Genomic DNA, 25,787 nt, shown 5'->3' on the forward strand with positions numbered 1-25,787 from the left:
CCCCCCGCGAACGTTCTCTTTGGTACAAGTTTATCATTTCATAGCGAAAGGTCTCTGTCCAGAAGGGCTCTGGTCCTTTTTATGAGCACTGGCCACAGCGACACCGTCCCCGCGGCGCATATCGCGGCTATTATGAGGGCCATCACCCAGCCGGCCAGCGTGCTTCTCAACAGATATGTCAGGTAACCCAGGCCGCCGACAAAACCGAAGACCACCGGTATCGATAGGGCGACGTTCAGGTTCTGTTTCATAGCCTTCTGAGGATTGTCCCAGTGAAGGTATGGTCTCACCACGTCGATCAGCATCTGTATCACGTTCAGGAATGTTACAGCCAGAGCGCCTATGGCGAAGATCAGAAATCCCTCCAGCAGTGAGATTTTCATTATTATTCCAAGCGCGATCGAGGCCGAAAGCGGGCCTATCATACTGAGCGTTTCAACGTGGATGAACTTCGCTTTCATTATCTCGGAAACACCCACGGGCAGCGCCTTCAATTCCGTGATCAACCTGCCTTCGCGACTGAATATGGAGGTTGCCAGCCCGTTTATTCCACCGGCCAGCGTGGCAACCAGGATACCCATCGGAAGGAATATCTCCCTGTAATTCTCGAGAATTTTTATCATCTGTCCCAGCTCGTCGGTCTGGCCAGCCACGGCCGCTATCACCAGGATTATCGGAAAGATGACCACGTTGCCGAAGCCGTTGAAAGTGAAGGCGGGGACTTTTAGAAAGTACCACCATTCACGCCTGAGCAGCGCGCCGAAGGGGGTCGATTGCGCTCCCATGAGCCCCGCGATCTCGCCTTCGTTGAGCTTGCTCCTCCTGGCGTAGTTTTCCTGGAGACTCGAGTATATGGAGTAGTAGAACCTGTTCCCCAGCCACAGAAAGCCGCCGAGTGCCGCCAGATGGAGCCCTATGAAAGCCAGGAACCAGAGGAGCCCTTCCACGACGGGTCTCGTGAGCGCCCTCATAACGAGTATGGTTGGCGGATATACGCCGGCCGTCTTGTTGAGTAAGGCGTCTTTGTCGGAGAACATGCGGGCGAAATCTTCCGGGCTCATGTTGGGGTCCATGCGGCTGCTCACGAAGACAAAGGCCAGCGCCGCGACTACGATGCCAACGCTCACGAAATAGACGAGAGAGTCCCTGTGCCTGTTGAATCTGAGAACACGCGACAGCGGCAGTATTATTATCGCGCTCACCAGTAGAGGCAACACCTGACTGAGCAAAAAGACGACTGCCATGAAGGGCCAGTACATTAACCCCGCGCCGCTCCTGATGCCGAAGTAGATGTACGGCGGGAGTACGATCACCAGGGAGATTATCATCAAATCCAGCAGAACGACAAAGAACTTGGCCAGCAAGACTTCGGTAGATTTCAGCGGCAACGACACGAGGACGCGCATATCATCGCCGAAGAAAAAAGTGCTGACCATGAGAAAGATTCCCAGCACGAGACCGAAGAGGTTGGCCATGATGAAGGGATTGGCCAGAAAGAGCTCCTTAACGCCGGCCGCCTCGTACTGGGTGTACATAGTGTCCATGAGCATACCGTAGAGAGGACCCAGCGATACGACCATTAGCACTATCACTCCCGCGATGAGCGCCGGCTCCCAGAGGCGTTCTCTTCGCCTGAAATGGTAGATCGATCTCGGAATGTTGTAATGGGAGTTAATTAGCGTCCAGGTAAGAGAAATCACCATTTTCGGTCTCACTACCGGTCACCTCCAGGAAGAGTTGTTCAAGGCTTCCCTGTCCCCTAAGATCTCTCAGTTCCTTCACGGTTCCCACGAACTCGAGTTTTCCTTTGTTTATTATGCCTATTCTGTCGCAGATCCTCTCGGCCACTTCCATCACATGGGTCGAGAAGAACACGGTGTTTCCCGCCTTCACGTGGTTCCTCATCATCTGCTTAAGTATGAAGGCCGATTCCGGGTCGAGACCGACGATCGGCTCGTCGAGTATCCAAAGATCGGGGTTGTGAATGAGCGCGGCGATTAGTGAAAGTTTCTGGCGCATACCGTGCGAGTAAGTCGAAACCGGATCCTTGATCGCATCGGAAAGCTTGAAGTTCTGCAAGAGTCTTTCGGCCCTTTCGGCGCGTACGGACGGCGGTATTTTAAAGACGTCGCAGATGAGATTGAGGTACTGTATCCCTGTTATTTTCTCCATCACCAGAGGTTCGTCGGCCACGTAACCCATCTTCAATTTCGCCTCGACAGGCGAAGAGGCCACGTCGATGTCTTCTATCATGATCTGTCCTTCGGTAGGCTTGAGAAGTCCCACTATCATCTTTATTGTGGTGGTCTTCCCGGCGCCGTTTGGGCCGAGAAAGCCGAAGATCTCCCCGCGCTTGACGGTCATGCTGACTCCGTCAACGGCCTTCACGCTTCCGCTGTAGATTTTCGTGAGTTGCCTGATTTCGATCATCTTTTTCCTCCTTGATTTATTTCCCGTTTTCGCTCCTTACCAGAATCTGGAAAAACTCTTCCAGATCTGGAACGGAAATGGTTGCGTCGTCGATCCTGTAGAACTCCTCTATCTTCTCGTTGTTCTCCACGATAATCGAAAGCCTGTTGAGCTCTTCGGCGACAGCGAAGGCGCTCTTGCTCTCTATGTTGGCTCTCTTTTTCAGAGGCATGTGAATTATCCTGTACTTCTCCTTGATACCGTCTATCGTGCCGGCGAAGCGAACCCTTCCATTGACCATTATGAAGAATTCGTCGGCTATCCGTTCGACCTCGGGTATTATATGGGAGGTGTAGAGAACGGTCTTGCCGACGATCACTTTCTCCCTTATGAACTCCAGCGTATCCTCCCTCAAAATCGGATCGAGTCCCCAGGTCGGTTCGTCCAGGATGTACAGATCGCTGTCGGTCGAGAGCGCCAGACTTATGTACAGGGCCGTTTTCATGCCGTTGGAGAAGGTTCCGATCTTCTTGTTCGGTGGCAATTTGTAGTGGTTGATCAGCTCCCTCGCGTGCTTCCCGTCGAAGCTGCCCGAAATTTTTGAGGCGAGTCTTAGGGCCTTCTCAACGTTGAGATTTTCATAGAAGCTCTTCTCTTCGGGAACGAAAGAGAGCCTGTTTCTGACAAGATCAACGTCGCTTCCGAAAACCTCCACACTTCCCGAATAATCTACGAAGCCGAGGATAGATTTCAACACCGTCGTCTTGCCGGCCCCGTTGGGACCGAGAAGCGCGTAAATACGCTGGCTTTCCATCTCGAGAGACACACCCCTGACGGCCTGGACCTCTCCTGGATAGGTCTTTTTCAGGTTGCTTATTTTGAGTGTCAGCTCTGGTATTTCCATATATTTTCAATCACCTCCAGGAGTTTATCCAGAGAGATGCCCGACTTCTTCAGACGAAGTATTGGCTCTTTAAGCTCCTCGGAAAGAGTATCGAACATGGAATCTCTCACTTTTTCTCCATCACTGACTACTATATACCCCAGACCCTGTCTCGCCATAATGGTCCCCTCCATTTCCAGTTCTCTGTAAGCCCTGGCGACCGTGTTGGGGTTGACCCTTATCTGGGATGCCATCTCTCTTATCGAGGGAAGAGTGTCTCCCTCTTTCAATTTTCCTTTGATGATCTCTTCTCTGACACCCCTCTTGATCTGGTCATAGATTGGCACGGGAGATCTCATGTCGATATCTAGCCACACATTATCACCTTCAATCTCCAGATGCGAGCTAAGAAACGTTCTGCGTCCTTCTCATTTCCGTTCAGCTTCCCGCTTTATCCATTCCTCCAGAAGATCTATCAGCTCCACGGCTACGTATCCCGGTCTATCGTATTCTTCTACACTCTTTATAGTGCCGTCGGTTTCGTTGAATATGTGGTTCAGGCCCGGTAGAAGCTTCAAAGTTATGTTTGGCCTTTCTCCGAGCTTCTCGACAAAGACGTCGAAGTATTTTTTGGGGCTCTGGAAGTCTAGCTCTGCGTTCACTATCAGCACCGGCATCTCGGTCTCTTCAAGCACCGGCATGCAGAAGTATTTGTCGAAGCTGTAGTAGTAGCCGGCCGTTATACCCTGTCCGAGATCGGTCTCGGGTGGTATCTCCTGATTCAGCATCTTGGTGAAAAAATCTTTTGTCTGTGCCTTTTGTTCTTCGGTCAGCTGAACGCCAACCAGGTCGAGGTTCTGATCGAGGCTTATCTGGGCCAGTTTCATAGGTGAACCGGCAAGCAGAATCATTCCGTCGACGCCGGCCTCCCGAGCGATCCAGGGCGCCACCATTCCGCCCATCGAATGTCCTGCCAGATAAATGGAGCTGAACTGGGGAATTCCCTTCATCTGACCGATTATCGTAAGTGCGTCTTCTATATACTCCGCGTCGGCGTTTATTCCGATTTCGGCCGCCTGCTGGGGATACACATAGTACTTCTTGGGATATCTCAGGGTGGCTATTCCCCTCGAGGCGAGACCGGCCGCGAGATCCCTATAGGGTTTGTTCGGGCCGAGAGTGCCGTCGATGTCGTGTGTTCCCGAGCCCTGAAGGATTATCACGAGCGGATAAGATTCCAGACCGTTGGGAACCATGAGTTTGGCGGGCAGATAATAGGGGTCTTTGCCCACGGTTATATCCTGCTCGGTGTAATTGGCCGGGTTCACATACTCGGGCAGAGGCCTCTCTTCAGGGACTTCGACGGGCTGCGTTTCGGTCTTTTGGTAGCTCGAAGGCCTCACGAAGAAACCGGCGACTTTTCCCTCGGTGTTCAACGTCACTATGAAATCGAAGATACCGGCTTTGAATTCGGTGGCGAAAACATAAACCATATACTCGCCCTGCTGGACCTGTTGAACATCCAGCGTGGCTATCGGCCTGCCGAGCTGGACATCGAGCTGGGTCTTCAGGTTTTTCAGCACCGTGACGGGCTGGGCTTTTCTCATCGTCTCGTCCTGCATCTGGTAGATCTCTTCGAACCTGCCTTCGTAAAGACCGTTGATATACTGGATCGCTATATCTACCGAAGCCATGGCCAGTACGGAAAATAAAACCACTAGCAACAAAACCAGTTTTCTCTGCATACTTCAAAACCTCCCGTATGAAATGGATCGAAAAGTTGATCGTACATCTTTTTTAACTTGCTGCATCAACAGTGTATCGCTCGATACGGTTCATCCGTTCACTATCATTATAATTCTTTCTTTTTGAAGAGCACGTAATCTGCGGCCGTCAGTGCGATCGTCACCGCCAGAAGCGCCACCAGGTAGATCCAGTCTATCGTTCCGCTCTGAATTACAGTCGTTGCCAGAATGAAAGGATAGGGATTCAGCCATGAGATCGCCTCGATCATTCCGATTATCGGAAGTCCTATAATCAGTATGATACCTAACACTACCGGTTTCACCTGATCCTTGCTAATCACGGACAACAGCGTGAAGAGCGAGTAAAAGAAGGCGACACCCACAAGTTGCTGGAGAAGAGCCTTCAATGTTCCCGAGAAGTTCACTCCGTAACCGGTCAGGTTCATCGCGATCGGTCCTAGCAGGGATAAAGCGGTCGTAACTACCAGGACCACGCCCAGTCCGATCAGATACTTCGCCATAAAGACGTCTTTCCTGTTTTTTCTCGAGAGGAGGAAGTAGATGGTCTTTTTGTCGAACTCTTTGGCGAAGATCGGAAAGGTTATCAACAATACCACCAGGGGCAAGAACTGCCCGAAGTTTTTGCCCTGCCACTGACTGAGCAGATAGTAGTTGTCGTCGTCGAGTTTTGTGAGGCTCGATGTGTCGCCGATTAGTTTCTTCAGAAAGTCGGGCAACTCCTCGAGCTGTCCGGCCATCTCGGACATCATCTGGGAGGCGTACGGTCTCATCACGATTGTCGTTATGAGAGAAATCACCAGAACGGCTATGATCAGAATCACCCTGAGTTTCATTTCGTTCAGTTCCTTATAGAGCATTTTTGTTCCCCCTTACGAGAAGGCTGAAGAAAACTTCGAGATCTACCTTTTCTTCTTTTGCGCTTCCGATTTTTCCTAGCTTTTCCATTGCGTTCTTATCGTCGGTCAAAACTTTGACTGCTCCCGTTTCCTTGACCACGGCCAGGTATCCGTTTCTGTCCAGCTCGGTCCCGGCCGGCAGACAGAAGAGCGTGAACCTCTCGTCCAGGCCTTTCAACTCTCCACTGTACAGTATCTCGCCCTTGTACATTATCGAGAAGACGTCTGCTATCTTTTCTATTTCCGGTATTATATGGGAAGTGTAGAGAACTGTCTTTCCGCTGTCTGACAAACCTCTTATCATATCCAGAACTTCGTCCCTTCTCAGGGGATCAAGCCCCCAGGTCGGTTCGTCGAATATGAAGATATCGGCCGATTGGGCCATCGCGATCGAAAGGTATGCCGCAGTCCTCATGCCGTGAGAGAAGGAGGAGATCTTTTTACCCATCGGGAGATCGAAATGCCTCATGAGCTCTTCGGCCTTCGAGGGAAGGAAATTGTCCAGAACCATCGAACACATTTTGATGGCCTTCTCGGGGGTGAGGTTTTCGTAGAAGCTCTTGTCCTCAGGTACGAAGGATATCCTGTCTCTCACTTCTTCCACGGTCTTTCCCAGAATTTTTATTTCACCGCTGTACTCTACCAGGCCCAGAATCGATTTCAGTGTGGTGGTCTTACCCGCGCCGTTCGGCCCCAGGAGGGCATTGACCCTTCCCGGAACTATCTCCAGGTCGATACCCTTGACAGCTTCAAAACTTCCATACGACTTTCTCAGGTTTCCTATTACTATCGTTCTTGCAGACACCGGAATCACTCCTTTTTATCTATCACATCTGTACTATATCAAATAGTACAGTTAGTTGTCAAGGGGGGAATTTTTTCGCGTTCTCTGTCCTTCAAGAAGCGGTGAATGCGTATAAACCATTTATGAAGCTAATCAAACGATACTTCATCAAAAAAATGAAATGGGGGATTATTGTGAACAATATCCGGTGCTTCTTCTTTTCTCTGGTTAGCAACTGGCGATCTCGAGACGATTCAAGTGAGTAAACCATGAGTCGCCAGTAATTACTTAAACCGTTTCCCGGAAGTAATGAATTGAGTATTTCTAAATCTCATGCAAAAATATATCAAGTGTTAAAATCTTTATGGGTTTACATGGCTTCTTGACGGGGAGATTATCGTGAGGTCCAGACTGACACCATTCCTGGTGGCCGCCTTAAGCGCTTTGCTAATGCTGATTATGATACTTATAACGCTGGAGAACAAGACGAGCAAAACGGAGAAGCAGCTCGCCGGTTCTACCAGGCTTTTCGTCGATGAGACTGTAAAAGCCGTTCTTATCGGTTACTTCCACCGCGATTGCATCTTGAAATCCATCGAAGAAGGGGACATCGAGTCGGTCTCCCATAACCTTGAATACCTCATGGAAGACAACGCTCCCCTGTCAGGAGTGCGGGTGGTCATCGACGGAACGCCTTTCATCGAACTGGGCGATATAATCACTCACAACGATACCGTGGCCGTCAAGGGTGATATGCCTTACACTATCTTCTACGACGAGGGCTTCTTACTGGCCGCAACAGCGATAAGCGATGGCCGCGGAGCACAGAATGCCGATGATTCTTATGCACTTATCGCGATAAAGCTGTCCAGCATCATCGATCTTCTGACTGATGAGAGGTATGTTCTCTCAGAAAAAGCCAATACGAAGATATACGGAAGTCTCGGAATAAGGCTAGCGAGAGACATAAACATGGGAAACGCCCTTTCCCTGGTCTTCGCGTTTGTAATCAGTTACCTGTTTATGATTTTTATTCAGACAAAGACTGAAAAAGGCTTCGTGGTCGCGAAGAATAGAGAACAAGCCTTCCTTCTTAACAGCATACCGTCGATGATATGGTGTCTGAAAGACAGCAGAACCTTTGGAATGGTTAACAGTCAGTTCGCACGATTCTTCGGTAAACGACCCGAAGAGATAGAGAACCATGTTATCGAAGATGTGCTTCCGTCAAGCGAAGTTGAAAGCTGCATCGAGAGCAATGAAGAAGTCATCAGAAGCAAGGCGCCTGTCTCTTTCAAGCAGAGCTCCACGAATCACGCCGGTGAGAAGAGAACCATAGCAATCACCAAGATTCCCGTAACCAGCGAGAGCGGAGAAGTCGATTCCATAATCTGCACCGCCGAAGATGTGACCGACAAAGAAGTCGCCGAAAGTAGGCTCAGATTGATTCAGTTCGCTCTGGACAACGTCAACGAAGAGGCCTTCTGGATCTCCAAAGAGGGCGATATACTTTACGTCAACAAAGCGACATGCAAGGCTCTCGGATACAGCCAGGACGAACTGGTCGGAATGAAAGTCCATGACGTGGATCCGACCGAATTGGCAAAGAATAGGGACTTGAACTGGGAACAGGTCAAGAAGAGCCGTCAGGATGTGATAGAGACTTTCCACCGCAGGAAAGACGGCACTATCTTTCCCGTAGAGGTGAATAGAAATTATCTGATTTACGAAGAAGGCCAGGAGTACGAATTCAGCTTCGCCAGGGACATATCTGAACGGCGAAGTGCACAAAACAGATTGGAAAGAGAAAAACGGAGGATCGAAAGACTCCACGAAACGGCATTGGCCATGGAGAGATGCAGAGAAAAGCGGGAGGTCTTCGAACTCATAATTCAGGCCGCCAGAAGCATACTCGACTTCGACATATGCTTCGTCGCGATCGCCGAGAACGATCACTTTTCCATCAAGATCTCGTCCAATCTCAGTCCCGAAGACCCAACAACCATGCCGCTGAACGTGGGAATAGTGGGAAAGACTTACAGAGAGAAAAAGAGCTTTGTTCTTGAGGATATACAGGAATCGGAACAGGCCTTCAGGACCAACAATGAATACCACGGGGGACTGAGCGTTCCCGTGGGAAATATCGGTGTTTTTCAGGCCATGTCGATGGAGAAAAACGCGTTCACAGATGAAGACGTCAAGCTGGCCGAACTGCTTATGTTGCACGCCAGCGAAGCGATAAAGCGAATAGAGACAGAACAAGAGATGGCTTACATGTCTCTTCACGACAGGTTAACCGGCCTCTACAACAGGGTCTATTTCGAGGAGGAGATCCAGAGGCTAAACTATTCTAGACTTTACCCGATCTCGATAATCTCGGCCGATATAGACGGCCTCAAGTTGATAAACGACACGATGGGCCATTCCACCGGAGACGATTTGTTGAGGTCTTTCGCCGAAATTCTTAAGGCCAACATGAGGAGTTCCGACGTCGTTTCGCGTTTCGGAGGAGATGAGTTCGCCGCGATTCTGGTATCCACCGATCGTCCAACGGCCGAAAGAGTCATTGAAAGGATAAGGAAGGCTGTCGCCAGATACAACGAAAGTCGGAGCGGTCCGTTCCTCAGCTTTTCAATGGGAGTCGCCACGAGCAATAACGGCGAGAGCTCTCTGCTGGATTGCTTGAAGCTGGCCGACGATCTTATGTATCGTGACAAACTGAGCAGGAGCAACAGTGTAAGAAGTCAGATGGTGAATACTTTGCTGCTAACTCTTGCGGAGAAGGATCATATATCGGGCGGTCATGCGAGCAGACTTCAGGAAATGGCTATCAAACTCGGCAAAAGAATGGGGCTCAACTCCGACCAGTTGGTGGACCTCTCTCTGTTTGCCCAGGTGCACGATCTTGGAAAGGTGGGTATCCCCGATAGAATACTTTTCAAACCGGGAAAACTGACGGAAGAGGAGTGGGGGATAATGAAGCTCCATCCCGAAAAGGGGTACAGAATAGCCGTATCTTCCCCGGACCTTTCTACAGTCGCCGACCTCATACTCAGACACCACGAGAGATGGGATGGAAAGGGGTATCCACTCGGGTTGGAAAGAACCGAGATCCCGATCGAATGCAGGATTCTTTCAATTGTGGACGCCTACGACGCCATGACTAACGATAGACCTTACTGCAAGGCAAGGAGCCATTCGGAGGCCCTCAAAGAAATCGAAAGATGTGCCGGAACTCAGTTCGATCCAAAGATCGTCGAGGAATTCCTTAAAATGCTTCAAGAAAGTCCCCGTCTTCAAGGTTCCGTATCTTCGGAGAACTCATGAGCCGGTGAAACGGCCACAGGTTTCCGGCACACAGTTTTCGTTTATCTCTTCACATCGTTGACTATATTGCCGTCTCTTATTTCGACTATCCTGTCGGTCTCTTCGGCGATCCTTCTATCGTGCGTGATCACTATGAAGGTCGTTCCGTATTTCGCGTTCAGATCACGCATCAGTCTGAACACCTTGGCCGATGTATCGGAATCCAGATTTCCGGTCGGCTCGTCGGCCAGTATCACTTTTGGGTTGTTGATCAACGCCCTCGCGATGGCCGTTCTCTGCTGCTGGCCGCCAGACATATTGGGAGCGAGGTTATCTTTTACCTGGGTTATTCCGACAACTTCCATGAGTTCCTTCGCTCTTTCGATCACTTCCCTCGAAGGCCGGATCGCCTTTATTTTGTAAGGCATCAATATATTCTCGAAGGCTGTGAACTCCGGTAGAAGGTAATGGAACTGGAATATGAAACCTATCGTCTCGTTCCTTACGGCGGCCAGCTCGTTCTTGCTCATGGTGTCCGTCCTTTTGCCGTTTATGGTTATCTCTCCGCTGGTTGGAAGGTCGAGAGTGCCCATGATGTTCATGAGGGTGGATTTTCCGCTGCCGGATTGGCCGACGATAGAATTGAAGGAACCTTCTTCGAAAGTCAGGTTGATCCCGTGGAGCACTTCGGTCTTGATAACAGTCCCATACACCTTTCTTACTTCTTTCAATTCGATTATGTTAGCCATTCCTTATCACCTCGACGGGACTGAGTTTCGACGATCTTCTGGCCGGAACGAGCGCGGCAATGGTGGAAGCGCCGATGGCTATGAAGGCCGACAGCATGATGAATCCGTAGTTCACGTAGATACCGACGACCGGCTCGCCGTCGGGACCGACCGCGAAGGTGCTGAACATAAGTATAAGAAGGAAGCCGAAAGCTATACCGACGACCGCGCCGATTATACCGAGAGTCAATCCCTGGAAGAGGAAGACCTGACTCGAAACTGAATCTTTCAAACCCATCGCCTTCAGAATACCTATCTGCCTGGATTTCTGGACAACGGTTATCGCGAGCACGCTCGCTATTCCAAGTGAAACGGCGATTATCACAAAGACCTGTATCATTATGCTCGATACGCTTTGCCCGTTGAGACCTGTCAACAGATCTTCATTCTGCGCCTTCCAGTTGGTGACGTCAAATTTCGCGTCAGCCAGCGCCGATGCTATCGCAGTTGCATCTTCGTCGGCCTTGAATACTTCTTCTACCTGCATCTCGATAGAAGTTACGGAGTCTCCAAGTTTGCCGACACCCTGCGATGTCGCTATTGACGAGATCAGCCATGACTTGTTCAGGCTGGCCACTTTCAGATCGAAGACTCCCACTATTTTTAGAGTCTCGATGGACCTGTCGGGGGTTATTACGGTTATCTGCCCGCCCTTTTGAAGGCCGAGCTCGTCTTTCAGATCCTTACCGATCAGAACCTCATCGGCCGTTTTGGGAAGCTCCCCTTCAATAATTCTTGTATCGATGCCGTATATCGAATTGGCCTGCGGGAACTGAAGCCCTCTTAGGAGGACGGAAATCGTGCGATCGCCGCTGCTTATGAAGACGGGAACATCTGCACTTGCCGAGAGCGCCGTCAGGGGTGTCGGTAGCTGGAGGGACTCCACCTTTTCCTGTATCTCTTGCCAGTTCTCTATCTTCCTGTCTGGAGTATTCGACGTTATGGTAACCTGCGACGAGTTGCCTATGGTAGTATTGACCAGATCTTTCTGGAGACCCTGGATCAGCGATCCTATGAAGACCTGTACCGAGACCCCTATGGCGATTCCAAGTATTATAAGCAGGGTCTGCGCCTTGCTGGAGGAAAGAAATCTGAAGGCTATCGAAAGGGCCAGTTTCATTTGAGATCACGCTCCCCCATCTTCAGAATCTCGACCGGATCGGTGAGATAAATGTCGGCGCCGATCTCTTTCCAGTATTCTGGGTTGTTTCTAAAGGCGTTTCCCCCAACGATTATACTGGACTGGGGCGTCCACTGCTTGATTTGTGAAATGACGCGCCGCCCGCTTATCAGATTGTAGTAGTTGGATATGCTAACGGCAACGTACAGTGGCTTTAAAACCTTAACGGCCTCTAGAAAGGAATCCTGTGGGGTGTTCGCGCCGGCGAAAGTAACGTCGTAACCGGCCAGCGCGAAGATATCGGCGATCATCCTCGCTCCGATTTCGTGGTACTCCTCAATCGGGCAGACGACGGCAACCTTGGGGCCTTTTACGTCGCCGAACCTCTCCCTTTTCTTGCGCGCGATATAGGGGTAGCAACACTCCATTACCGTTCTGACTATGGAACTTCTCACATGTTCGTTCCATATGCAGAGCCTGTCGGACTCGTAATCACAGTCCCATTCGTTCAGGGCGGGAGTCAACACATGAAGATAAAGACCGGGAATGTCCGTCCTTTCCTCATCTATGGCTTTTATACAGATCTCGACCGCCCTGTCTTTGTCCTGTTCGTCCAGAGCCTTTCTGAACTCCTCATAGAGCGTTTTCAAACGAGCCCACCTCCCTTTAATTCGTCTAGAATCTTCATGTCCTCCGGAGTCAGAACGATGTTCTTCGAATCGATGTTCGATCTCAGATGATCGATTTTTTCCGCTTTCGGTATCACGATTACTCCTTCCTTTCCTAGAAGCCAGGCCAGCATTATCTGCTGGGGAGAGGCGTAGTATTTCTCCGCCAACCTCTCAAGCGCCTGCCTGGTGAATTCACTCACAAGATTTCTCTTCAGGGGAGAATAAGCCGTGAGGGTTATGCCTTCACTCTGACAGAATGGAAGAAGCTCATACATCGCCTGACGATCCTCGATGTTGAAAAGAACCTGGTTGTTGACGATAGGTTCCGTCGAGACGGCGATCGCTTTCTTGAGGAGGTTTGTATCGAAGTTCGAAACGCCGATGAACCTGGTTCTTCCGGCCCTGACCTCGTCTGCCATCGCCTTCATGGTCTCGCCCAGAGGCACGTCGGGATTGGGCCAGTGAACCAGATACATATCGACATAGTCGGTGCGTAACCTTTTTAGTGTACCGTCCAGCGCTCTGTGCAGATCTCTCTCTCTCAGGTGCGTCGGCCAAACCTTGGAGACCAGAAAGAGCTCTCTCCTGTCGAAAAGCGATATGGCTTCCCCGATCAACTCTTCAGTATGGCCTCCGGCGTAATATTCGGCAGTGTCTATGTGATGGTAGCCCATCTCTATCGCACGTGCGATGGTATCTATGTACTCCCCGTCCCTGGAGGTGTCCGGACCTTCCCTACCTCCGATAGCCCACGTTCCCAGACCGATTGCAGCTATCTTCTCGTCGCTATTTTTGAGTCGCCTGTATATCATATTTTCACCCCTTTAATTGATTTTACATTATGCTAATGAAGCCGGCAAGAACGGTAAAGAGCCGTTCGAAGTATTCAATTTTGATTTTGACATGCCTGCCGCCCGATTCTTACACGGAAGAATGGTAAAATATTGAGGAGAAGAGATATCTATCATGGTCGTTTGATCGGAGGTTTTACCGCCTATGAAAGTAGCCGAAATGATAAAGAGCCTGTGGATGATCGTTCGCTCCGTCATTCCTCTTGCAGGCTTTTTGATAATCTTCCAGGTTTTAATTTTCAGAAAGCCGCTCGGGGATCTTAAGAGCCTGCTCCTGGGCATCGTGATGAGCGTATTCGGTCTTTTCCTGTTTCTCAAAGGAGCCTCGATCTCCCTCATACCGCTGGGAGGCTCCTTCGGCAGGAGTATCGTGGTTCTTGACAACATTCTGCTGATAATAGCCATAGCCTTTTTGCTGGGCTTTCTGGCAACTCTGGTCGAGCCGGCCCTGACTTCGACCTCGCTGGAAATTGAAGAAGTTTCGACAGGGACTATACCCTCGGCCTCGATCACTTACTCCGCGGCGGTGGGATTCGGACTCGGCATGGCTCTGGGTGTTTTCAAAATCGTGAGCGGCACCTCCATCAAAACTATAATGGTTCCTTTTTTGATTGCAATGACGGTTCTTGTGATACTTTCCAGCAAAGAGATGGTGGGCATAGCCTTCGACGTTGCGGCAGCCACTACCGGACCGGTCAATATACCGATAACCGTGGCGATCTCGATAGGCCTTTCTTCGGTCATACAGGGCAGTGATCCTCTGCTCAACGGATTCGGGCTGGTCGGTTTCGCCTTCATGGGTGCGGCTATGTCGATTCTCTTTTTAGGCACCGTTATGAGGTTCTTCTGAGGAGTGATACTGTGAGTGATGTCTGCGCGATAATCGCGATTGTAGAAAGGGGAAGGGCCGAGGAGATAGTAAAGGCCGCCCGGGCCGCCGGAGCAAGGGGGGCGACCGTGAGCTTCGGGAGGGGTACTAGCGACAACGAAATAAAGAAGTTCCTGCATATAAACGTTGAGTCTTCGAAGGAAATTATACTCATACTCACGAAGAGAAGCGATCTGGACGGCATATTCCAGGCCGTTGTCGATTCGGGAAAACTCGAAGAGGAGGGGAAGGGAATAGCTTTCGTGCTGGACGTCCCGAAGATGGTCGGCAGATTGTGAAGATGCACACAACCCGTCGCTCCTCTTACCGCCCTTGATTCTTTCTTTTCGAACCCTGTTTTATCAGATCGATTTCCTTTTTTCCTAGCTTTTTGATCTCCCCGGGCCTGGGCACAATCGAGATGTCCAGACCGCCTATCGAGACCCTGACCAGGCTCACAACGCTCTTTCCCAGAGCTTTGAACATCTCTCTTATCTCCCGCTTGTGACCTTCGTGAAGTATCAATCTCAGAGTGGTTGTATCTCTGTCGCTTCTGGCTATACTAACTCTGGCGGGCGAGGTGGTAAAACCATCCTCAAGAGTTATCCCGTCTCTGATGGCCTGCAACTGAATATCGTCGAGTTTTCCACGTATTTTGACAAGGTAGGCCTTTTCGATCTCCGAAGCGGGGTGTGAAACCAAGTGAGCCAGTTCCCCGTCGTTGGTCAGAATCAACAGCCCGGAAGTCCCCTGGTCGAGCCTCCCGACGTGGAAGACACGCTCTTGTATCTTCCCGGCTATAAGGTCCGAGAGAGTCTTTCGGCCGCGGTCGTCGGTCATGGCGCTGAGATATCCGGCCGGTTTGTTGATCAAATAGACGACCGTGGCCTGTTTTTTGAATTCCAGGGTCTTGCCGTCGAATTCGATCGACGAGCTCTGGGGATCGATTTCCCGTCTGGGGTATCTTTCGACTTTCCCGTCAATCCTGACTCTGCCGTCCAGTATCGCCTGTGTCGATTTCCTCCTGGACAGGCCCGTCAGCCGGGACAGTATCTCCTGTAGTCTCAACTTTCTCTCCTCCGCCCAGGGAAAGGCCCTGAACAATTTCGGAAAGATCTTCCAGCTGGAAAAGATCGTAAAATTTCTTCGTTGTTTTGTAGAGATACGGGCGACCCGGCAGCTTGGATTTCCTCTTGCCGATCAAGCCCATCTTAGACAACTCGAGAAGCTGGTTCTGTGTGGAACGGCCCCTGATCAGTTCCACGTCGTTCTTGGTGAGCGGTCCCTTTATCGCGACGATCGCGAGGGCTTCCATCTGAGTGTCGGTTATACTGACTATCGGCCTGGTGGATATCTGGCTCACGTAGTTTTGCAGCTCGGGCTTGGTGTAGAACCTCAACTTGCCGTTGACGGATTTTATCATCACTCCGTGTTCGGAGGTGGCGTAATCGCTCTCGATCTCTTCCAGAAGGAGCGTTACCTGGTTGAGCTTCATTCCCACGATCGATGCGATCTTCCTGGGTTCTATACCGTTCCTGGCCGAGAATATGAGAGCCTCAATAGCGGCTTTTCTGGAGAGTTCATCGCTCAAGTGAACGCCTCCTGATTACCAAAGGGTCTGGACTTTCTAATATGTACCTGTTGAGTTTTAGAAGCTCAAGGACGGCGAGAAAGGAAACTATTATTTCCGACCTGCTTTCGAGCTCTCTCAAGAATTCGTACAGCTCTATCCTTTCGTAAAGCTCCTCTATCTGCTTCATCCTGTCTTCGACCCTCACGCTTTCGGCGACTATCGTGTACACTCTGTCTCTCAAAGCGGTTTCTTTAAGTATCGATTTGAAAGCGGCCATGAGCTTGTCGGGAAGCTCGTCGCTCCTATCAGCTTCAACTGAGGGCTTCGCCATTGCCCTCTCGTAGCTGTATGAATCATAGAGCTTTATTCTAAAACGTTTGGACAGCTCCTTCACGGCCTGGTACTCTTCGACCCTTCTGAAGAGTTCCTTCTGCTGGTTTTCGAAAGCCTCCGCCTCCCTGTCGCTCAACCTTGGAAGTAGGGCTTTGGATTTCATTTCCATCAGGGTTGAGGCCATGACCAGGAAATCGGAGGCTATGTTCATATCCAGAGATTTCATCTTGTTAATGTAGGCTATGAATTCGTCGGCTATGAAGGTTATCGGTATCGAACGAATATCGACCCGGTGTTTTTTGGCCAAATAGAGTAGCAGGTCGAGTGGTCCCTCAAATTCCGGTAAATTGAAGACCAGCTGCAGCTGCTCCACTTCTACCACCCCAGCTTCGTCGCTCGCAACACCTTGCGCATAGTTTCCTGCGCAATGGCACGGGCTTTAGAGTTGCCTTCCTCTATTATTCTATCGACCACCCGGGGGTTGTCCTTCAGATAAGCCAGTTTCTCCCAGACCGGAGAGAGGCTTGTAACAAGGTTTTTCTGCAACAGCTTTTTACAGTCGAGGCAGCCGATACTTGCGGTTTTACAACCGTTCACTACCCAATCCTTATCGCTCTGTGAGGTGGTGAAGGCTTTGTGGTAATCCCATACCGGGCATTTTTCTGGGTCGCCGGGGTCGGTTCTACGCTTTCTGGCCGGATCGGTCATCATTGGAGCCAGCATTTTCCATAGTTCCTTCTCGTCGGTATCTATCAGTATGAAGTTGTTGTAGCTTTTGGACATCTTTCGACCGTCGGTGCCCGGTAGTCTGGGAACCTTCGCCAGGATCGGCTCCGGTTCGGGAAAGACCTCGCCGAACTGGTTGTTGAATTTTCGGGCCACTTCCCTGGTCAACTCAACGTGATAGATCTGGTCCTCTCCCACGGGAACGCCATTGGCGAGATACATGAGTATATCGGCAGCCTGCAGGACAGGGTAGAGCAGGAAGCCCCCGCTAGAGAGATCCCTGTCCAAGATCTGCTCTTTTTGATCCTTGTAGGTGGGAACTCTCTCGAGCCTCGATACGGGGATCAGCATGGAGAAATATACGAAGAGCTCGGCGTGCTCCTTTATCGCCGATTGTATGAAGAGAACGGACTTCTCGGGATCGAGCCCGACCGCTATATAAGTCCTGATTATATCCAGCGTCCATTCCCTGAAGTTTTCCGTGGAGTCTATATGAGAAGTCAACCCGTGCCAGTTGGCCACAAAGTAGAAGCAATCGTTTCCGCTGTCTTGAAGCTCCTTCCACTTTTCAAGAGTTACAAAATGGCCCAGATGAAGTCTGCCGGTAGAGCGCATGCCACTGAGAATCCGCACTGAAATCCCTCCAAACCCGAAACTCTGACTCTATACGATGTCCGGTCAAGCCGGTACGGTAAAGTTCTTACAATGTATTTTAGCACAGAATGATGTTATCATATTTGAGGGTTTACTATAAAAAAACAGGTATCGGGAGGTAATATATGAAATTCAACACCCTTCTAATCATTCTCGTCGTGGTCATGGTCGGTATGACCGCCGTGAATATGTTTATGGCCTTCAACAACAGGCTGGATATCGAAACGCTTTCCTCTTCGAGCAACTATAAATACGATTATGAAGGTCGTGCCACGCTGGACATAGAGACGGAGATTCTCTTCAACAAACCCAATCAGATGACTCAATTTCTCGAGCAGTACGAAAAGCCCAAAGAGCAACAGCAGGCGGATTTTCAGGAGTCAATCACCAAGTTCGCCGAGAGTTTCAATAGGATCATGACGGTGGAAGATTTTCAGTCAACGGCAACGGTACTGGGTACAAACCGGGTAAAGGTGGTCGAGCACGCAGTGATTGCAGGCTTTTCCGCAGTTGAAGAAGGTATCGTGAATACAGATATGGGCGATATGGAGTTCGATCTCACCGGCGTCGAGTCGTCTCTGACCCTGGAGATCCCCGCCGGCGCGAAGGTTGTGAGTGTGGAGCCGGAACCGAGCTCCTCGATAGGAGGAAACATCTTCATATGGAGCAACACCGGAAAAACGCCCTTTCCGAAGATAAGGTTCGGCCAGTGAAAACCCCGACCGATGAAGCGGTCTCTTTCTTCGAACTGCTGAAAAGTTCGAGCAAGACCGTCGTCCTGACCGGGGCCGGTGTCTCCGTAGCCAGCGGTATCCCCGATTTCAGGAGTTCGGGTGGGCTTTACAGCAAAGTCTCTCCTGAGGTCTTCGAGCTGGATTTCTTTCTGGGCAACCCCGCCGCTTATTACAGAATCGCCAGAGAGAGAATACATACGATGGCCGACAGAGATCCCAACCCCACTCATTTTATGCTTTCAAGGCTCCAGCGAGAGGGCATGATAGGAGAGATAATAACCCAGAACATAGACGGCCTGCAGCAACGCGCAGGTGCAAAAGATGTTATAGAACTTCATGGGAGTGTCTCTTCTTTCTCGTGCATGAAATGCCACAGGAGATATTCCAGAGACGAGCTGGAAAAACTTCTTGAAGAGAGCGAAATCCCCTTGTGTAGCTGCTCGGGGCTTATAAAGCCCGACATAGTTTTTTTCGGCGAGATGCTTCCTGCCGAGGCCATTCGAAGGGCCGAAAGGGCTGCGGTCGATTCAGAACTCTTCGTGGCGATGGGTTCTTCACTGGTAGTCTATCCGGCGGCTCAGTTCCCAGTGATGGCCAAGTCTTCCGGCGCGACTCTGGCAATAGTGAACAGGGATTCAACGGGCCTTGACTACATGGCCGATCACATATTCAACGTCACTCTCGAGAAGTTCTCCGGCGAGGTTCTCGCCCTTCTGGATGCGCGTCACCAACAATAAGTGTTTTTGCGAGTCTCAACATACTTGCCAGATAAATCCCCGCTCAAGACTCAAGCGGGGATTTTTGATCGAGAGTTCGAAAACCTCAATTACAGAGTACGGGTAACTGTAAGGCCAGGTACCCGGGTTAGGGTATGATCTTTTCACTTATCGACTTTCCCTGGAGGAAGAGCAGAAGATAATCTCTACCGCCGGCCTTTGAATCGGTACCGGACATATTGAAACCTCCGAAGGGTTGCACTCCCACCAGGGCGCCGGTACATTTCCTGTTGAAGTAGAGGTTACCCACGTGGAAAATGGCCTTTGCTCTCTCTATTCGATGCCTGTTCTTGCTGTAGAGAGAGCCGGTAAGTCCGTACTCCGTTCCGTTGGCGATTCTCATCGCGTCTTCGAAGTCTTTCGCCTTTATGACAGCCGTTACGGGACCGAAGATCTCCTCCTGCGCTATTACAGCATCCGGCGGCACGTCGAAGAAAACCGTAGGCTCAATGAAGAAGCCCGTCCCGTCTAGGCGCTTGCCTCCTGTCAGGAGTCTTCCCTCGCTCTTTCCTTTATCTATATAGCCGAGTATTCTCTTCATGGCGTTTTCGTTTATTACCGGACCCATGTAGTTGTCAGGATCGGTGGTATCTCCGACAGTCAATTTCTCGGTCTTTTCTTTGATCATCGCCACCATCTTTTCGTAAACGTCTTCGACCACGATTATCCTTGACCCGGCAGAGCATTTCTGTCCCTGAAAGCCGAATGCGCTCGCCACGGCGCCATTTGAAGCGGCTTCGAGATCTGCGCTTTCGTCAACGACGACGCAGTCTTTACCACCCATTTCCAGGACAACTCTCTTTATCCATTTCTGACCAACATGATGCCTGGCGGCCAGTTCGTTTATCCTCAGGCCGACCTCTTTCGATCCGGTGAAGGATACGAAACGGATGGCCGGATTTTCAACTATGTAATCGCCTATCTCTCCGCCGGAGCCGGGAATGAAGTTTACGACACCATCGGGCAGACCGGCTTCCTTCAGTATCTGTACGAATTTTGCGGCAATAACCGGCGAATCCGATGCCGGCTTTAGCAGCACGCAGTTTCCGGAAACGGCCGCGGCAGTGGTCATGCCGACCATTATGGCACAGGGAAAGTTCCAGGGTGGAATCACCGCTCCGACACCAAGTGGTATGTACCGCAACAGATTGTACTCTCCCGGAACCTGAACGACCGGTTGGGGTTCGTCATAGCGTAGCGCCTCGCGGCTGTAGAACTCGAGGAAATCTATCGCCTCTGCGAGATCGGCGTCGGCTTCTATCCAGCTCTTCCCAACTTCCAGTATCATCGTGGCGTCGAGTTCAAAGCGCTTCTGACGCATGATTTCCGCCGCCCTCAGGAAGGGTTTGACCCTTTCGTAAGCCGGCAACATGCTCCAACTTTCGAACGCTTTATAAGCGCAATTCAGCGCTTTATCGACTATACCCATGTTGGCACTAGAGACTCTGCCAACGATCTCTTCGGGGTTGGCAGGGTTGCGCGAGAGGATCCTCTTCTCGGTTGAGATGGGCTCTCCTCCGACCATTAAATCGTACTCCTTGCTTTCCGACCTCAACGCTTCTATCGCGCTCCGCATCTTCTCTCTCACACCCGGGTCGGAGGGATCGATGTAAGATTCGTTACGGAACGGCGGTATTACCATATGGTTGGTTGCTTCCAGCATTTCTTACCTCCTATACTACGTTTTTCTCTCTGGTGAAGCCACGCTCGAATCTCTGCAGGCTCAGGTTGGATATATCCACGCTCCTGGGCTCGCCAAAGACTATCCATTCGGCCAGGGCCTCTCCGACCGCCGGCGCGAGCATGAAACCGTGGCCCGAGAAGCCTATCGCAAAGTAGAAGTCCTCCACTTCGTTCGACCTGTCTATTATCGGTTGCGCATCGGGGGACATATTGTAGAGTCCGGCCCAGTGTCTCAGGATCCTCACATCCCTAAGAAACGGAAAGAACCGCGGCATTTTGTCAGACATCTCCTTGAGGAACTTCCAGGTCGGTGTTATTTCCAATCCCGGAAGCTCGTCCCTGTCACCCTGACCCATGATGAAATTTCCCGATTCGGTTTGCCTTATATAGAAATTGTTCACGAAGCTTATGACCAGAGGGTCGAGAATGTGCTCCAGAGGTTCGGTGACGAATATCTGATGTCTGTAGGATTCGGTTGGAAGGTTTAGTCCGACCATTTCTCCCACCTGGTGCGAGTACCCGCCCGCGGCGTTGACCACAATCCCCGTCTCGATCTCTCCCCTGTCCGTAACGACGGTCTTGATCTTGCCGTTCTCTAACAGCACTCTCTTTGCTTGTGTATGAGTCACTACCTCTACACCCATTTTCTCGGCGGCCCTGGCATAGCCGAAGGTAGTCAGATGGGGATTGGCGTGGCCGTCGCTCGGACAGTACGCCGACAGTTTCAGACCTTCAAGGTTCATGAAGGGAAATTTCCTGGTCGTCTCTTCCCGTGAGAGCAGGACGACATCGAGTCCCTCTTCCTGCTGCATGGCGACATTCTTCTTAAAGAGCGCCTCCTCCTCTTCGTTGTACGCTAGAAGCAGGTAACCTCCCTGAAAGTATTCGATGTCCAGTCCGACTTCTTTCTCGAAGTTTTTGAAGTGTTCGACGCTTCTCATGGCCAGCCGGACGTTCATTCTTTCCGACCACTGCTGCCTGATCCCCCCGCCGCACCTTCCGGTAGAGCCGGAAGAGAGGTAATCTCTTTCGAGAAGTACCACATCTGTGAGTCCGTTTTTAGCCAAATAGTAGGCAGTGGCAGAGCCGACGACGCCGCCACCGATTATCGTTACGCGCGCCTTATTTTTCATCTTCGTTCACCTTTACGTTTCTTTCGATCGCTCCGAAACTCACCGGAATCACCGGCGGCCTGAGGGTTCCAGGAGATAATTTTTCTACCGGCAATCCCGTCTCGCCTGAAAGGATCATTAGTGTGTTCAGACGACAGGTTCTGCCTCCGCAGGGCCCCATGCTCACCCTCAGATACCTCCGCAGCTCTTCGAAATCTACATAGCCCTCTCTTATGGCCTTCTTGACCTGTTCAACCGTTATCTCTTCGCAGCGACAGACCAGTGAGCTTTCTTCTCTGTTCGTTACGTGTATGTGGCGAACATCTCTGCCCAGCTCTTCGGGAACGGTCAGATAAACTATGTTCGTTTTGTTTGCCGATCTGGTGATACGATCGACCCTTGCCGTGCAGAGCACTTCGCCGTTTCTTCCGATTGCGTAAACCGTCTGGCCTCTCTCTGGAACGGGGAGAAATTCGTAGGGGATTCCCACCAGAGCCATTCCATCCTCCCTCTCCTGATACATGAATATGGCAAGACCCGGGCACTTGGTAGCGCAGACACCACAGCCCGTACATCTCGAATAATCTATCACAGGCACATCGTTTATATTCGCTCCGATCTTTATCGCTCCGACCGGGCAACTCGTTTCGCAGGGGTTGCACGGTATAGCTTCGAAGCATTCGATTATCGGTCTCAACTTTCCCCTGAACTCTTCGGGTCTGTTCACTTCGCCCTCTACATACCTGGCCGCTCGTGTCGCCAGGTTCATCTTTTCAAGGCCGGAACGTATTTTAGAAGATGTCGGCCCGCACCGGAACCTATTCAGAGTCTCTTTGAGATCTGTCAGACGTGTTTCGTCACACTCTCCCTTTATGTCTTTCACTATGTTCAGACCGGCGATCCTGCCTTCTATCATCGCGGTCGTCGCTTCCTCAATACCCGAAACGTCTCCGGCCACGAAGACTCTATCTATCGTCGTTCTCATATCCCCGTCATGTAGAGGAACGTAACCTCCGAGTTCGGGTATGTATTTCAGCTGTCCTCCTGCCTGAGCTACCAGCTCGGCCGATGGCGTGAGTCCCACGGCGATACAGATGGTGTCGATCACCAATTCTCTCTCCGTTCCCGGTACAGGTTTCCAACGGTCGTCCAGGGCCGTTATCAGCGCGCCTTTCACCGACTCCTCGCCGATCGCCTTGAGGATGGTATGGTTCAGGAGAACGGGAATGCCCAGTCGTTTTACTTTGTCCGCGTGCACACGGTAACCACCTATTCGACTGGAAGCCTCCAGTATCGCTTTGACTTCGACTCCGGCCTGGGCCAACTGGTAAGAAACGATCAATCCGATATTTCCAGAGCCGATCATGAGCACACTCTTTCCGGGAAGGATTCCGAACTGATTCATCAGGGTCTGGACGGCACCCGCCCCGTAAACTCCGGGAAGATCGTTGTTGTCGAACTGCAGAAATCTCTCCGAAGCTCCCGTAGCCACAAGAAGTCGCGCAGGATTGTAGAGAGTGGTACTGTCGCTTCGTCTGTCAAGAACGGGCACGCCGTCGGGATAGATAGCAAGAACCGATGACTCGCTAGCTATGGTTGCCCGTGAGTAAAGAGACAGCTCCTTCAACAGCTTAACGGCTATTTCCATTCCCCTGGTCGAGGCATAGAAGTTTTCGCTTCCGAAGAACTTATGGGTCTGTTTCACCAGCTGTCCTCCGGGCGAAATACCCTCGTCCACCACCAGCACTCTCAACCCTTCGCGAGCCGCTTCTATGGCGCCGCAAAGTCCGGCCGGTCCTCCGCCCAGGACGAGAAGGTCGGGATTACTCACTTTTCTCACCTCTGCCTTTCTGCTTTCGAACTCTCATACCCTCCTTCACCGGAGTGATGCAAGTTCTTACGTTGGCTTTTCCATCGACTTCCATCAGGCATGAAGAACATTTGCCGATTGCGCAGAACAGCCCCTGAGGTCTTGAACCTTTGGGGGTAATTCGCAACATTCTCACACCGTTAGCGTGAAGAGCGGCCGCTATGGACTCGCCTTCGTACGCTTGCATTTGAACGTCTTCGAAATAAAAAACGATCTTCTTACCTCTTTCGAATTTGAGAAGAGGATGTTCTACGATTCTTTCCAAGATATCGCCTCCATTTACTGAGCATTACAATTATAAGTATTCCGGTCTTCAGGAAGAAGACCAGCATACCGGTGCATACTCCCGAACAGACAAAATAAGCTGCTATAATTGTCTGTATAAAGACCTGCCGGAATAGGGATGCGGTTGAAAGCGTACACAATCCCCAATCCGGATAACTGGAGGACAACCAACACATGGAAAAGAGACCACTCTTGCTGGGGCACAGGGGAATGGGAACAGGAGAAGGGGAGAACTCTCTTCTTTCACTCGTGAGGGCGATTCAGATAGGCGCCGACGGCGTGGAGCTCGATGTTCACTCGACCAGAGATGGAGTTCTGGTGGTGACACACGACCGTGATCTCAACAGAACCCTCGGTGTCGATATTACGGTTCCTGAAAGTAGTTACAGAGTATTGAAAAAGAAAGGGCTGTTTTCTCCGGAGAAGTTGACGACTCTCGAAAAGGTCTATCTGGAACTTCCCGACACGGCCTTTATAAATGTAGAGATAAAGGATCCTCTGGCGGCTCCTCTGGCTGTTCCGTTGGTCCGGAGCTTCAACGCTCTCGATAGAACGCTATTTTCATCTTTTCATCACGGCTGCCTGCTTGAAATCCGCAAACAGTGCAACGATGCGAAGATCGGTCTTCTGATCGGGGAAGATGCCAGAGGCAAAGACCCCATGTCTTATTTTGGGGAGTTGTTGTCCGTCTATAAGCCTTACTCGATGAATCTTCCAGTTCAAATGTTCGAGGAAGTGGGTTTCAAAAAAAGCGTGGAATTCATAAAACTCCTTCGAAAGACGGGAATTGCCGTAGCTCTTTGGACTCTGGACGACCCCGATTTACTGCTCAAGTTGGAGGGCGAAATCGATATTGTCATAACCGACAACTTGCAGGGCATGATAGCACTTACCGGAGGAAGGACCTCTGGAAAGCGAGGGTGATGAGATTGTTCTATATCGAGAAGATACTTTCCTCAATATTGACACCGCCTGGCCTAATTATCCTCATCCTACTGATCTTAGCGCTGACTCTTCTTAGAAAAAAAGATGCCCGCGGGATAAAGGCCGCCGGAATCGTTCTGCTGGTTCTCACTATCTTTGGATATCTTCTTTCAACAGGGCTGGGAACGTACCTCTATCTGCGACCGCTCGAAAAAGAGTACCCGGTACCAAAATCGGTGAGCGGTCAGGTTATAGTTGTTCTCAGCGGCGGAGTGGTCATAACTCCAGCTGGCCAGGTGCTGGACAATCACAGCGTGGCCCGGCTGAGCGCGGCTTTGAAACTCCACCTTCAAACCAAGCTGCCGATAATAGTCTCCGGATCATTCGTGCCCGGAAGGAACACTCTACCGGTGGCCGAGCTGATGAGGGACTGGTTGCTCGGGCAGGGAGTTAGCACCTCCAGAATTCTGGTGGAACCGCAGGCGAGAAACACCTGGGAGAACGCGGAATATACCGCCAGACTTTGCTCACAAAGCGGCTGGAAGAGTGTGATCCTCGTCACGTCTGCCGTACATATGAAGAGGGCTGTGAAATCCTTCGAGAAATTCGGCCTGACCGTTACACCATATCCTACCGATTACCTGTATGACCATACGGACTTTGGATTTGTGGATATTCTTCCTTCCAGAGACGCTTTGAACGCAAACCTTGCCGCGATTCACGAGTTTTTCGGTCAGATCAGGTACGCTTTCATGAATCCTTGAAAGGAGGGTAA

At 50.8% G+C, this 25,787-nt stretch carries 26 protein-coding genes; 7 read left to right on the plus strand and 19 right to left on the minus strand.

The window, feature by feature from the left end:
- Positions 1-38: 38 nt before the first annotated feature.
- The 7 genes from MESINF_RS03500 to MESINF_RS03530 all read right to left on the minus strand — a co-directional run bounded on the left by MESINF_RS03500 (position 39) and on the right by MESINF_RS03530 (position 6,759).
- The gene (locus tag MESINF_RS03500; RefSeq protein WP_169698559.1) at positions 39-1,715 is read right to left on the minus strand and encodes a putative ABC transporter permease subunit; all 1,677 of its coding nucleotides are present in this window, start codon (positions 1,713-1,715) and stop codon (positions 39-41) included.
- Positions 1,672-2,430 carry an ABC transporter ATP-binding protein gene (locus tag MESINF_RS03505; RefSeq protein WP_169698560.1) on the minus strand — a complete coding sequence of 253 codons (759 nt, stop codon included), beginning with the start codon at positions 2,428-2,430 and terminating at the stop codon, positions 1,672-1,674. The genes MESINF_RS03500 and MESINF_RS03505 overlap by 44 nt, the downstream gene beginning before the upstream one ends.
- 16 nt (positions 2,431-2,446) lie before the next feature.
- Complete coding sequence (locus MESINF_RS03510) at positions 2,447-3,313, minus strand: ABC transporter ATP-binding protein (RefSeq protein ID WP_169698561.1); 867 nt, start codon at positions 3,311-3,313, stop codon at positions 2,447-2,449.
- On the minus strand, positions 3,295-3,669 hold the full coding sequence (locus MESINF_RS03515) for a GntR family transcriptional regulator (protein ID WP_169698562.1): 375 nt from the start codon (positions 3,667-3,669) through the stop codon (positions 3,295-3,297). The genes MESINF_RS03510 and MESINF_RS03515 overlap by 19 nt, the downstream gene beginning before the upstream one ends.
- 51 nt (positions 3,670-3,720) lie before the next feature.
- Positions 3,721-5,037, minus strand: a complete 1,317-nt coding sequence (locus MESINF_RS03520) for a DUF3887 domain-containing protein (protein ID WP_169698563.1) — start codon at positions 5,035-5,037, stop codon at positions 3,721-3,723.
- A gap of 107 nt (positions 5,038-5,144) precedes the next feature.
- Positions 5,145-5,915: an ABC transporter permease subunit gene (locus tag MESINF_RS03525; protein WP_169698564.1), complete on the minus strand. Its 771-nt coding sequence runs from the start codon at positions 5,913-5,915 to the stop codon at positions 5,145-5,147.
- A complete protein-coding gene (locus MESINF_RS03530) occupies positions 5,905-6,759 on the minus strand; it encodes an ABC transporter ATP-binding protein (protein WP_169698565.1) in 855 nt (284 codons plus the stop codon). Before MESINF_RS03530 ends, MESINF_RS03525 begins: the two co-directional genes overlap by 11 nt.
- 378 nt (positions 6,760-7,137) lie before the next feature.
- Between MESINF_RS03530 and MESINF_RS03535 the strand changes: the two genes are divergently transcribed.
- A complete protein-coding gene (locus tag MESINF_RS03535) occupies positions 7,138-10,065 on the plus strand; it encodes a diguanylate cyclase (RefSeq protein WP_169698566.1) in 2,928 nt (975 codons plus the stop codon).
- Positions 10,066-10,106: 41 nt separating this feature from the next.
- Here the strand turns inward: MESINF_RS03535 and MESINF_RS03540 are convergent, their stop codons facing one another.
- The 4 genes from MESINF_RS03540 to MESINF_RS03555 are packed head-to-tail and all read right to left on the minus strand — an operon-like array spanning position 10,107 to position 13,435.
- Positions 10,107-10,793 (minus strand): ABC transporter ATP-binding protein, encoded by a 687-nt coding sequence (locus MESINF_RS03540; protein ID WP_169698567.1) that lies wholly within the window; start codon positions 10,791-10,793, stop codon positions 10,107-10,109.
- On the minus strand, positions 10,786-11,952 hold the full coding sequence (locus MESINF_RS03545; protein WP_169698568.1) for an ABC transporter permease: 1,167 nt from the start codon (positions 11,950-11,952) through the stop codon (positions 10,786-10,788). Before MESINF_RS03545 ends, MESINF_RS03540 begins: the two co-directional genes overlap by 8 nt.
- Positions 11,949-12,602, minus strand: a complete 654-nt coding sequence (locus MESINF_RS03550; protein WP_169698569.1) for a cobalamin B12-binding domain-containing protein — start codon at positions 12,600-12,602, stop codon at positions 11,949-11,951. The genes MESINF_RS03545 and MESINF_RS03550 overlap by 4 nt, the downstream gene beginning before the upstream one ends.
- Positions 12,599-13,435, minus strand: coding sequence for an aldo/keto reductase (locus tag MESINF_RS03555; protein WP_169698570.1), 837 nt, complete (start codon positions 13,433-13,435; stop codon positions 12,599-12,601). Before MESINF_RS03555 ends, MESINF_RS03550 begins: the two co-directional genes overlap by 4 nt.
- Positions 13,436-13,619: 184 nt before the next feature.
- Between MESINF_RS03555 and MESINF_RS03560 the strand changes: the two genes are divergently transcribed.
- Together MESINF_RS03560 and MESINF_RS03565 are read left to right on the plus strand one after the other, a co-directional pair.
- Positions 13,620-14,324, plus strand: coding sequence for a DUF1538 domain-containing protein (locus MESINF_RS03560; RefSeq protein ID WP_197712707.1), 705 nt, complete (start codon positions 13,620-13,622; stop codon positions 14,322-14,324).
- Positions 14,325-14,335: 11 nt separating this feature from the next.
- A complete protein-coding gene (locus MESINF_RS03565; RefSeq protein WP_169698571.1) occupies positions 14,336-14,641 on the plus strand; it encodes a P-II family nitrogen regulator in 306 nt (101 codons plus the stop codon).
- A 25-nt stretch (positions 14,642-14,666) separates the two neighbouring features.
- Here the strand turns inward: MESINF_RS03565 and MESINF_RS03570 are convergent, their stop codons facing one another.
- From MESINF_RS03570 to trpS, 4 genes are read right to left on the minus strand one after another with little or no spacing between them, the layout of a single operon-like run.
- Complete coding sequence (locus MESINF_RS03570) at positions 14,667-15,410, minus strand: pseudouridine synthase (protein WP_169698572.1); 744 nt, start codon at positions 15,408-15,410, stop codon at positions 14,667-14,669.
- Entirely contained in the window at positions 15,322-15,933 is a 612-nt protein-coding gene (gene scpB / locus MESINF_RS03575; protein ID WP_169698573.1) for an SMC-Scp complex subunit ScpB, read from the minus strand. Before scpB ends, MESINF_RS03570 begins: the two co-directional genes overlap by 89 nt.
- Entirely contained in the window at positions 15,923-16,621 is a 699-nt protein-coding gene (locus tag MESINF_RS03580) for a segregation and condensation protein A (RefSeq protein WP_169698574.1), read from the minus strand. Before MESINF_RS03580 ends, scpB begins: the two co-directional genes overlap by 11 nt.
- Before the next feature lie 2 nt (positions 16,622-16,623).
- Complete coding sequence (trpS, locus tag MESINF_RS03585; protein ID WP_169698575.1) at positions 16,624-17,607, minus strand: tryptophan--tRNA ligase; 984 nt, start codon at positions 17,605-17,607, stop codon at positions 16,624-16,626.
- Positions 17,608-17,753: 146 nt separating this feature from the next.
- On the opposite strand from trpS, the gene MESINF_RS03590 reads away from it, so the two are divergent.
- Complete coding sequence (locus MESINF_RS03590) at positions 17,754-18,341, plus strand: DUF4897 domain-containing protein (RefSeq protein WP_169698576.1); 588 nt, start codon at positions 17,754-17,756, stop codon at positions 18,339-18,341.
- The gene (locus MESINF_RS03595; protein WP_169698577.1) at positions 18,338-19,099 is read left to right on the plus strand and encodes an SIR2 family NAD-dependent protein deacylase; all 762 of its coding nucleotides are present in this window, start codon (positions 18,338-18,340) and stop codon (positions 19,097-19,099) included. The genes MESINF_RS03590 and MESINF_RS03595 overlap by 4 nt, the downstream gene beginning before the upstream one ends.
- 127 nt (positions 19,100-19,226) lie before the next feature.
- Here the strand turns inward: MESINF_RS03595 and pruA are convergent, their stop codons facing one another.
- The 4 genes from pruA to MESINF_RS03615 are packed head-to-tail and all read right to left on the minus strand — an operon-like array spanning position 19,227 to position 24,068.
- Complete coding sequence (gene pruA, locus MESINF_RS03600) at positions 19,227-20,801, minus strand: L-glutamate gamma-semialdehyde dehydrogenase (RefSeq protein WP_169698578.1); 1,575 nt, start codon at positions 20,799-20,801, stop codon at positions 19,227-19,229.
- 10 nt (positions 20,802-20,811) lie between these two features.
- Complete coding sequence (locus MESINF_RS03605) at positions 20,812-21,954, minus strand: NAD(P)/FAD-dependent oxidoreductase (protein WP_169698579.1); 1,143 nt, start codon at positions 21,952-21,954, stop codon at positions 20,812-20,814.
- Positions 21,944-23,764 carry an FAD-dependent oxidoreductase gene (locus MESINF_RS03610; protein ID WP_169698580.1) on the minus strand — a complete coding sequence of 607 codons (1,821 nt, stop codon included), beginning with the start codon at positions 23,762-23,764 and terminating at the stop codon, positions 21,944-21,946. The genes MESINF_RS03605 and MESINF_RS03610 overlap by 11 nt, the downstream gene beginning before the upstream one ends.
- The gene (locus MESINF_RS03615; RefSeq protein WP_169698581.1) at positions 23,757-24,068 is read right to left on the minus strand and encodes a (2Fe-2S)-binding protein; all 312 of its coding nucleotides are present in this window, start codon (positions 24,066-24,068) and stop codon (positions 23,757-23,759) included. Before MESINF_RS03615 ends, MESINF_RS03610 begins: the two co-directional genes overlap by 8 nt.
- A 194-nt stretch (positions 24,069-24,262) precedes the next feature.
- Between MESINF_RS03615 and MESINF_RS03620 the strand changes: the two genes are divergently transcribed.
- Both MESINF_RS03620 and MESINF_RS03625 read left to right on the plus strand, forming a co-directional pair.
- Positions 24,263-25,012 carry a glycerophosphodiester phosphodiesterase family protein gene (locus tag MESINF_RS03620; RefSeq protein WP_169698582.1) on the plus strand — a complete coding sequence of 250 codons (750 nt, stop codon included), beginning with the start codon at positions 24,263-24,265 and terminating at the stop codon, positions 25,010-25,012.
- Positions 25,012-25,776: a YdcF family protein gene (locus tag MESINF_RS03625; RefSeq protein WP_231936840.1), complete on the plus strand. Its 765-nt coding sequence runs from the start codon at positions 25,012-25,014 to the stop codon at positions 25,774-25,776. Before MESINF_RS03620 ends, MESINF_RS03625 begins: the two co-directional genes overlap by 1 nt.
- The last annotated feature ends 11 nt before the right edge of the window (positions 25,777-25,787 follow it).

This window comes from Mesotoga infera (assembly GCF_900157305.1).
GTDB classification, from domain to species: domain Bacteria; phylum Thermotogota; class Thermotogae; order Petrotogales; family Kosmotogaceae; genus Mesotoga; species Mesotoga infera.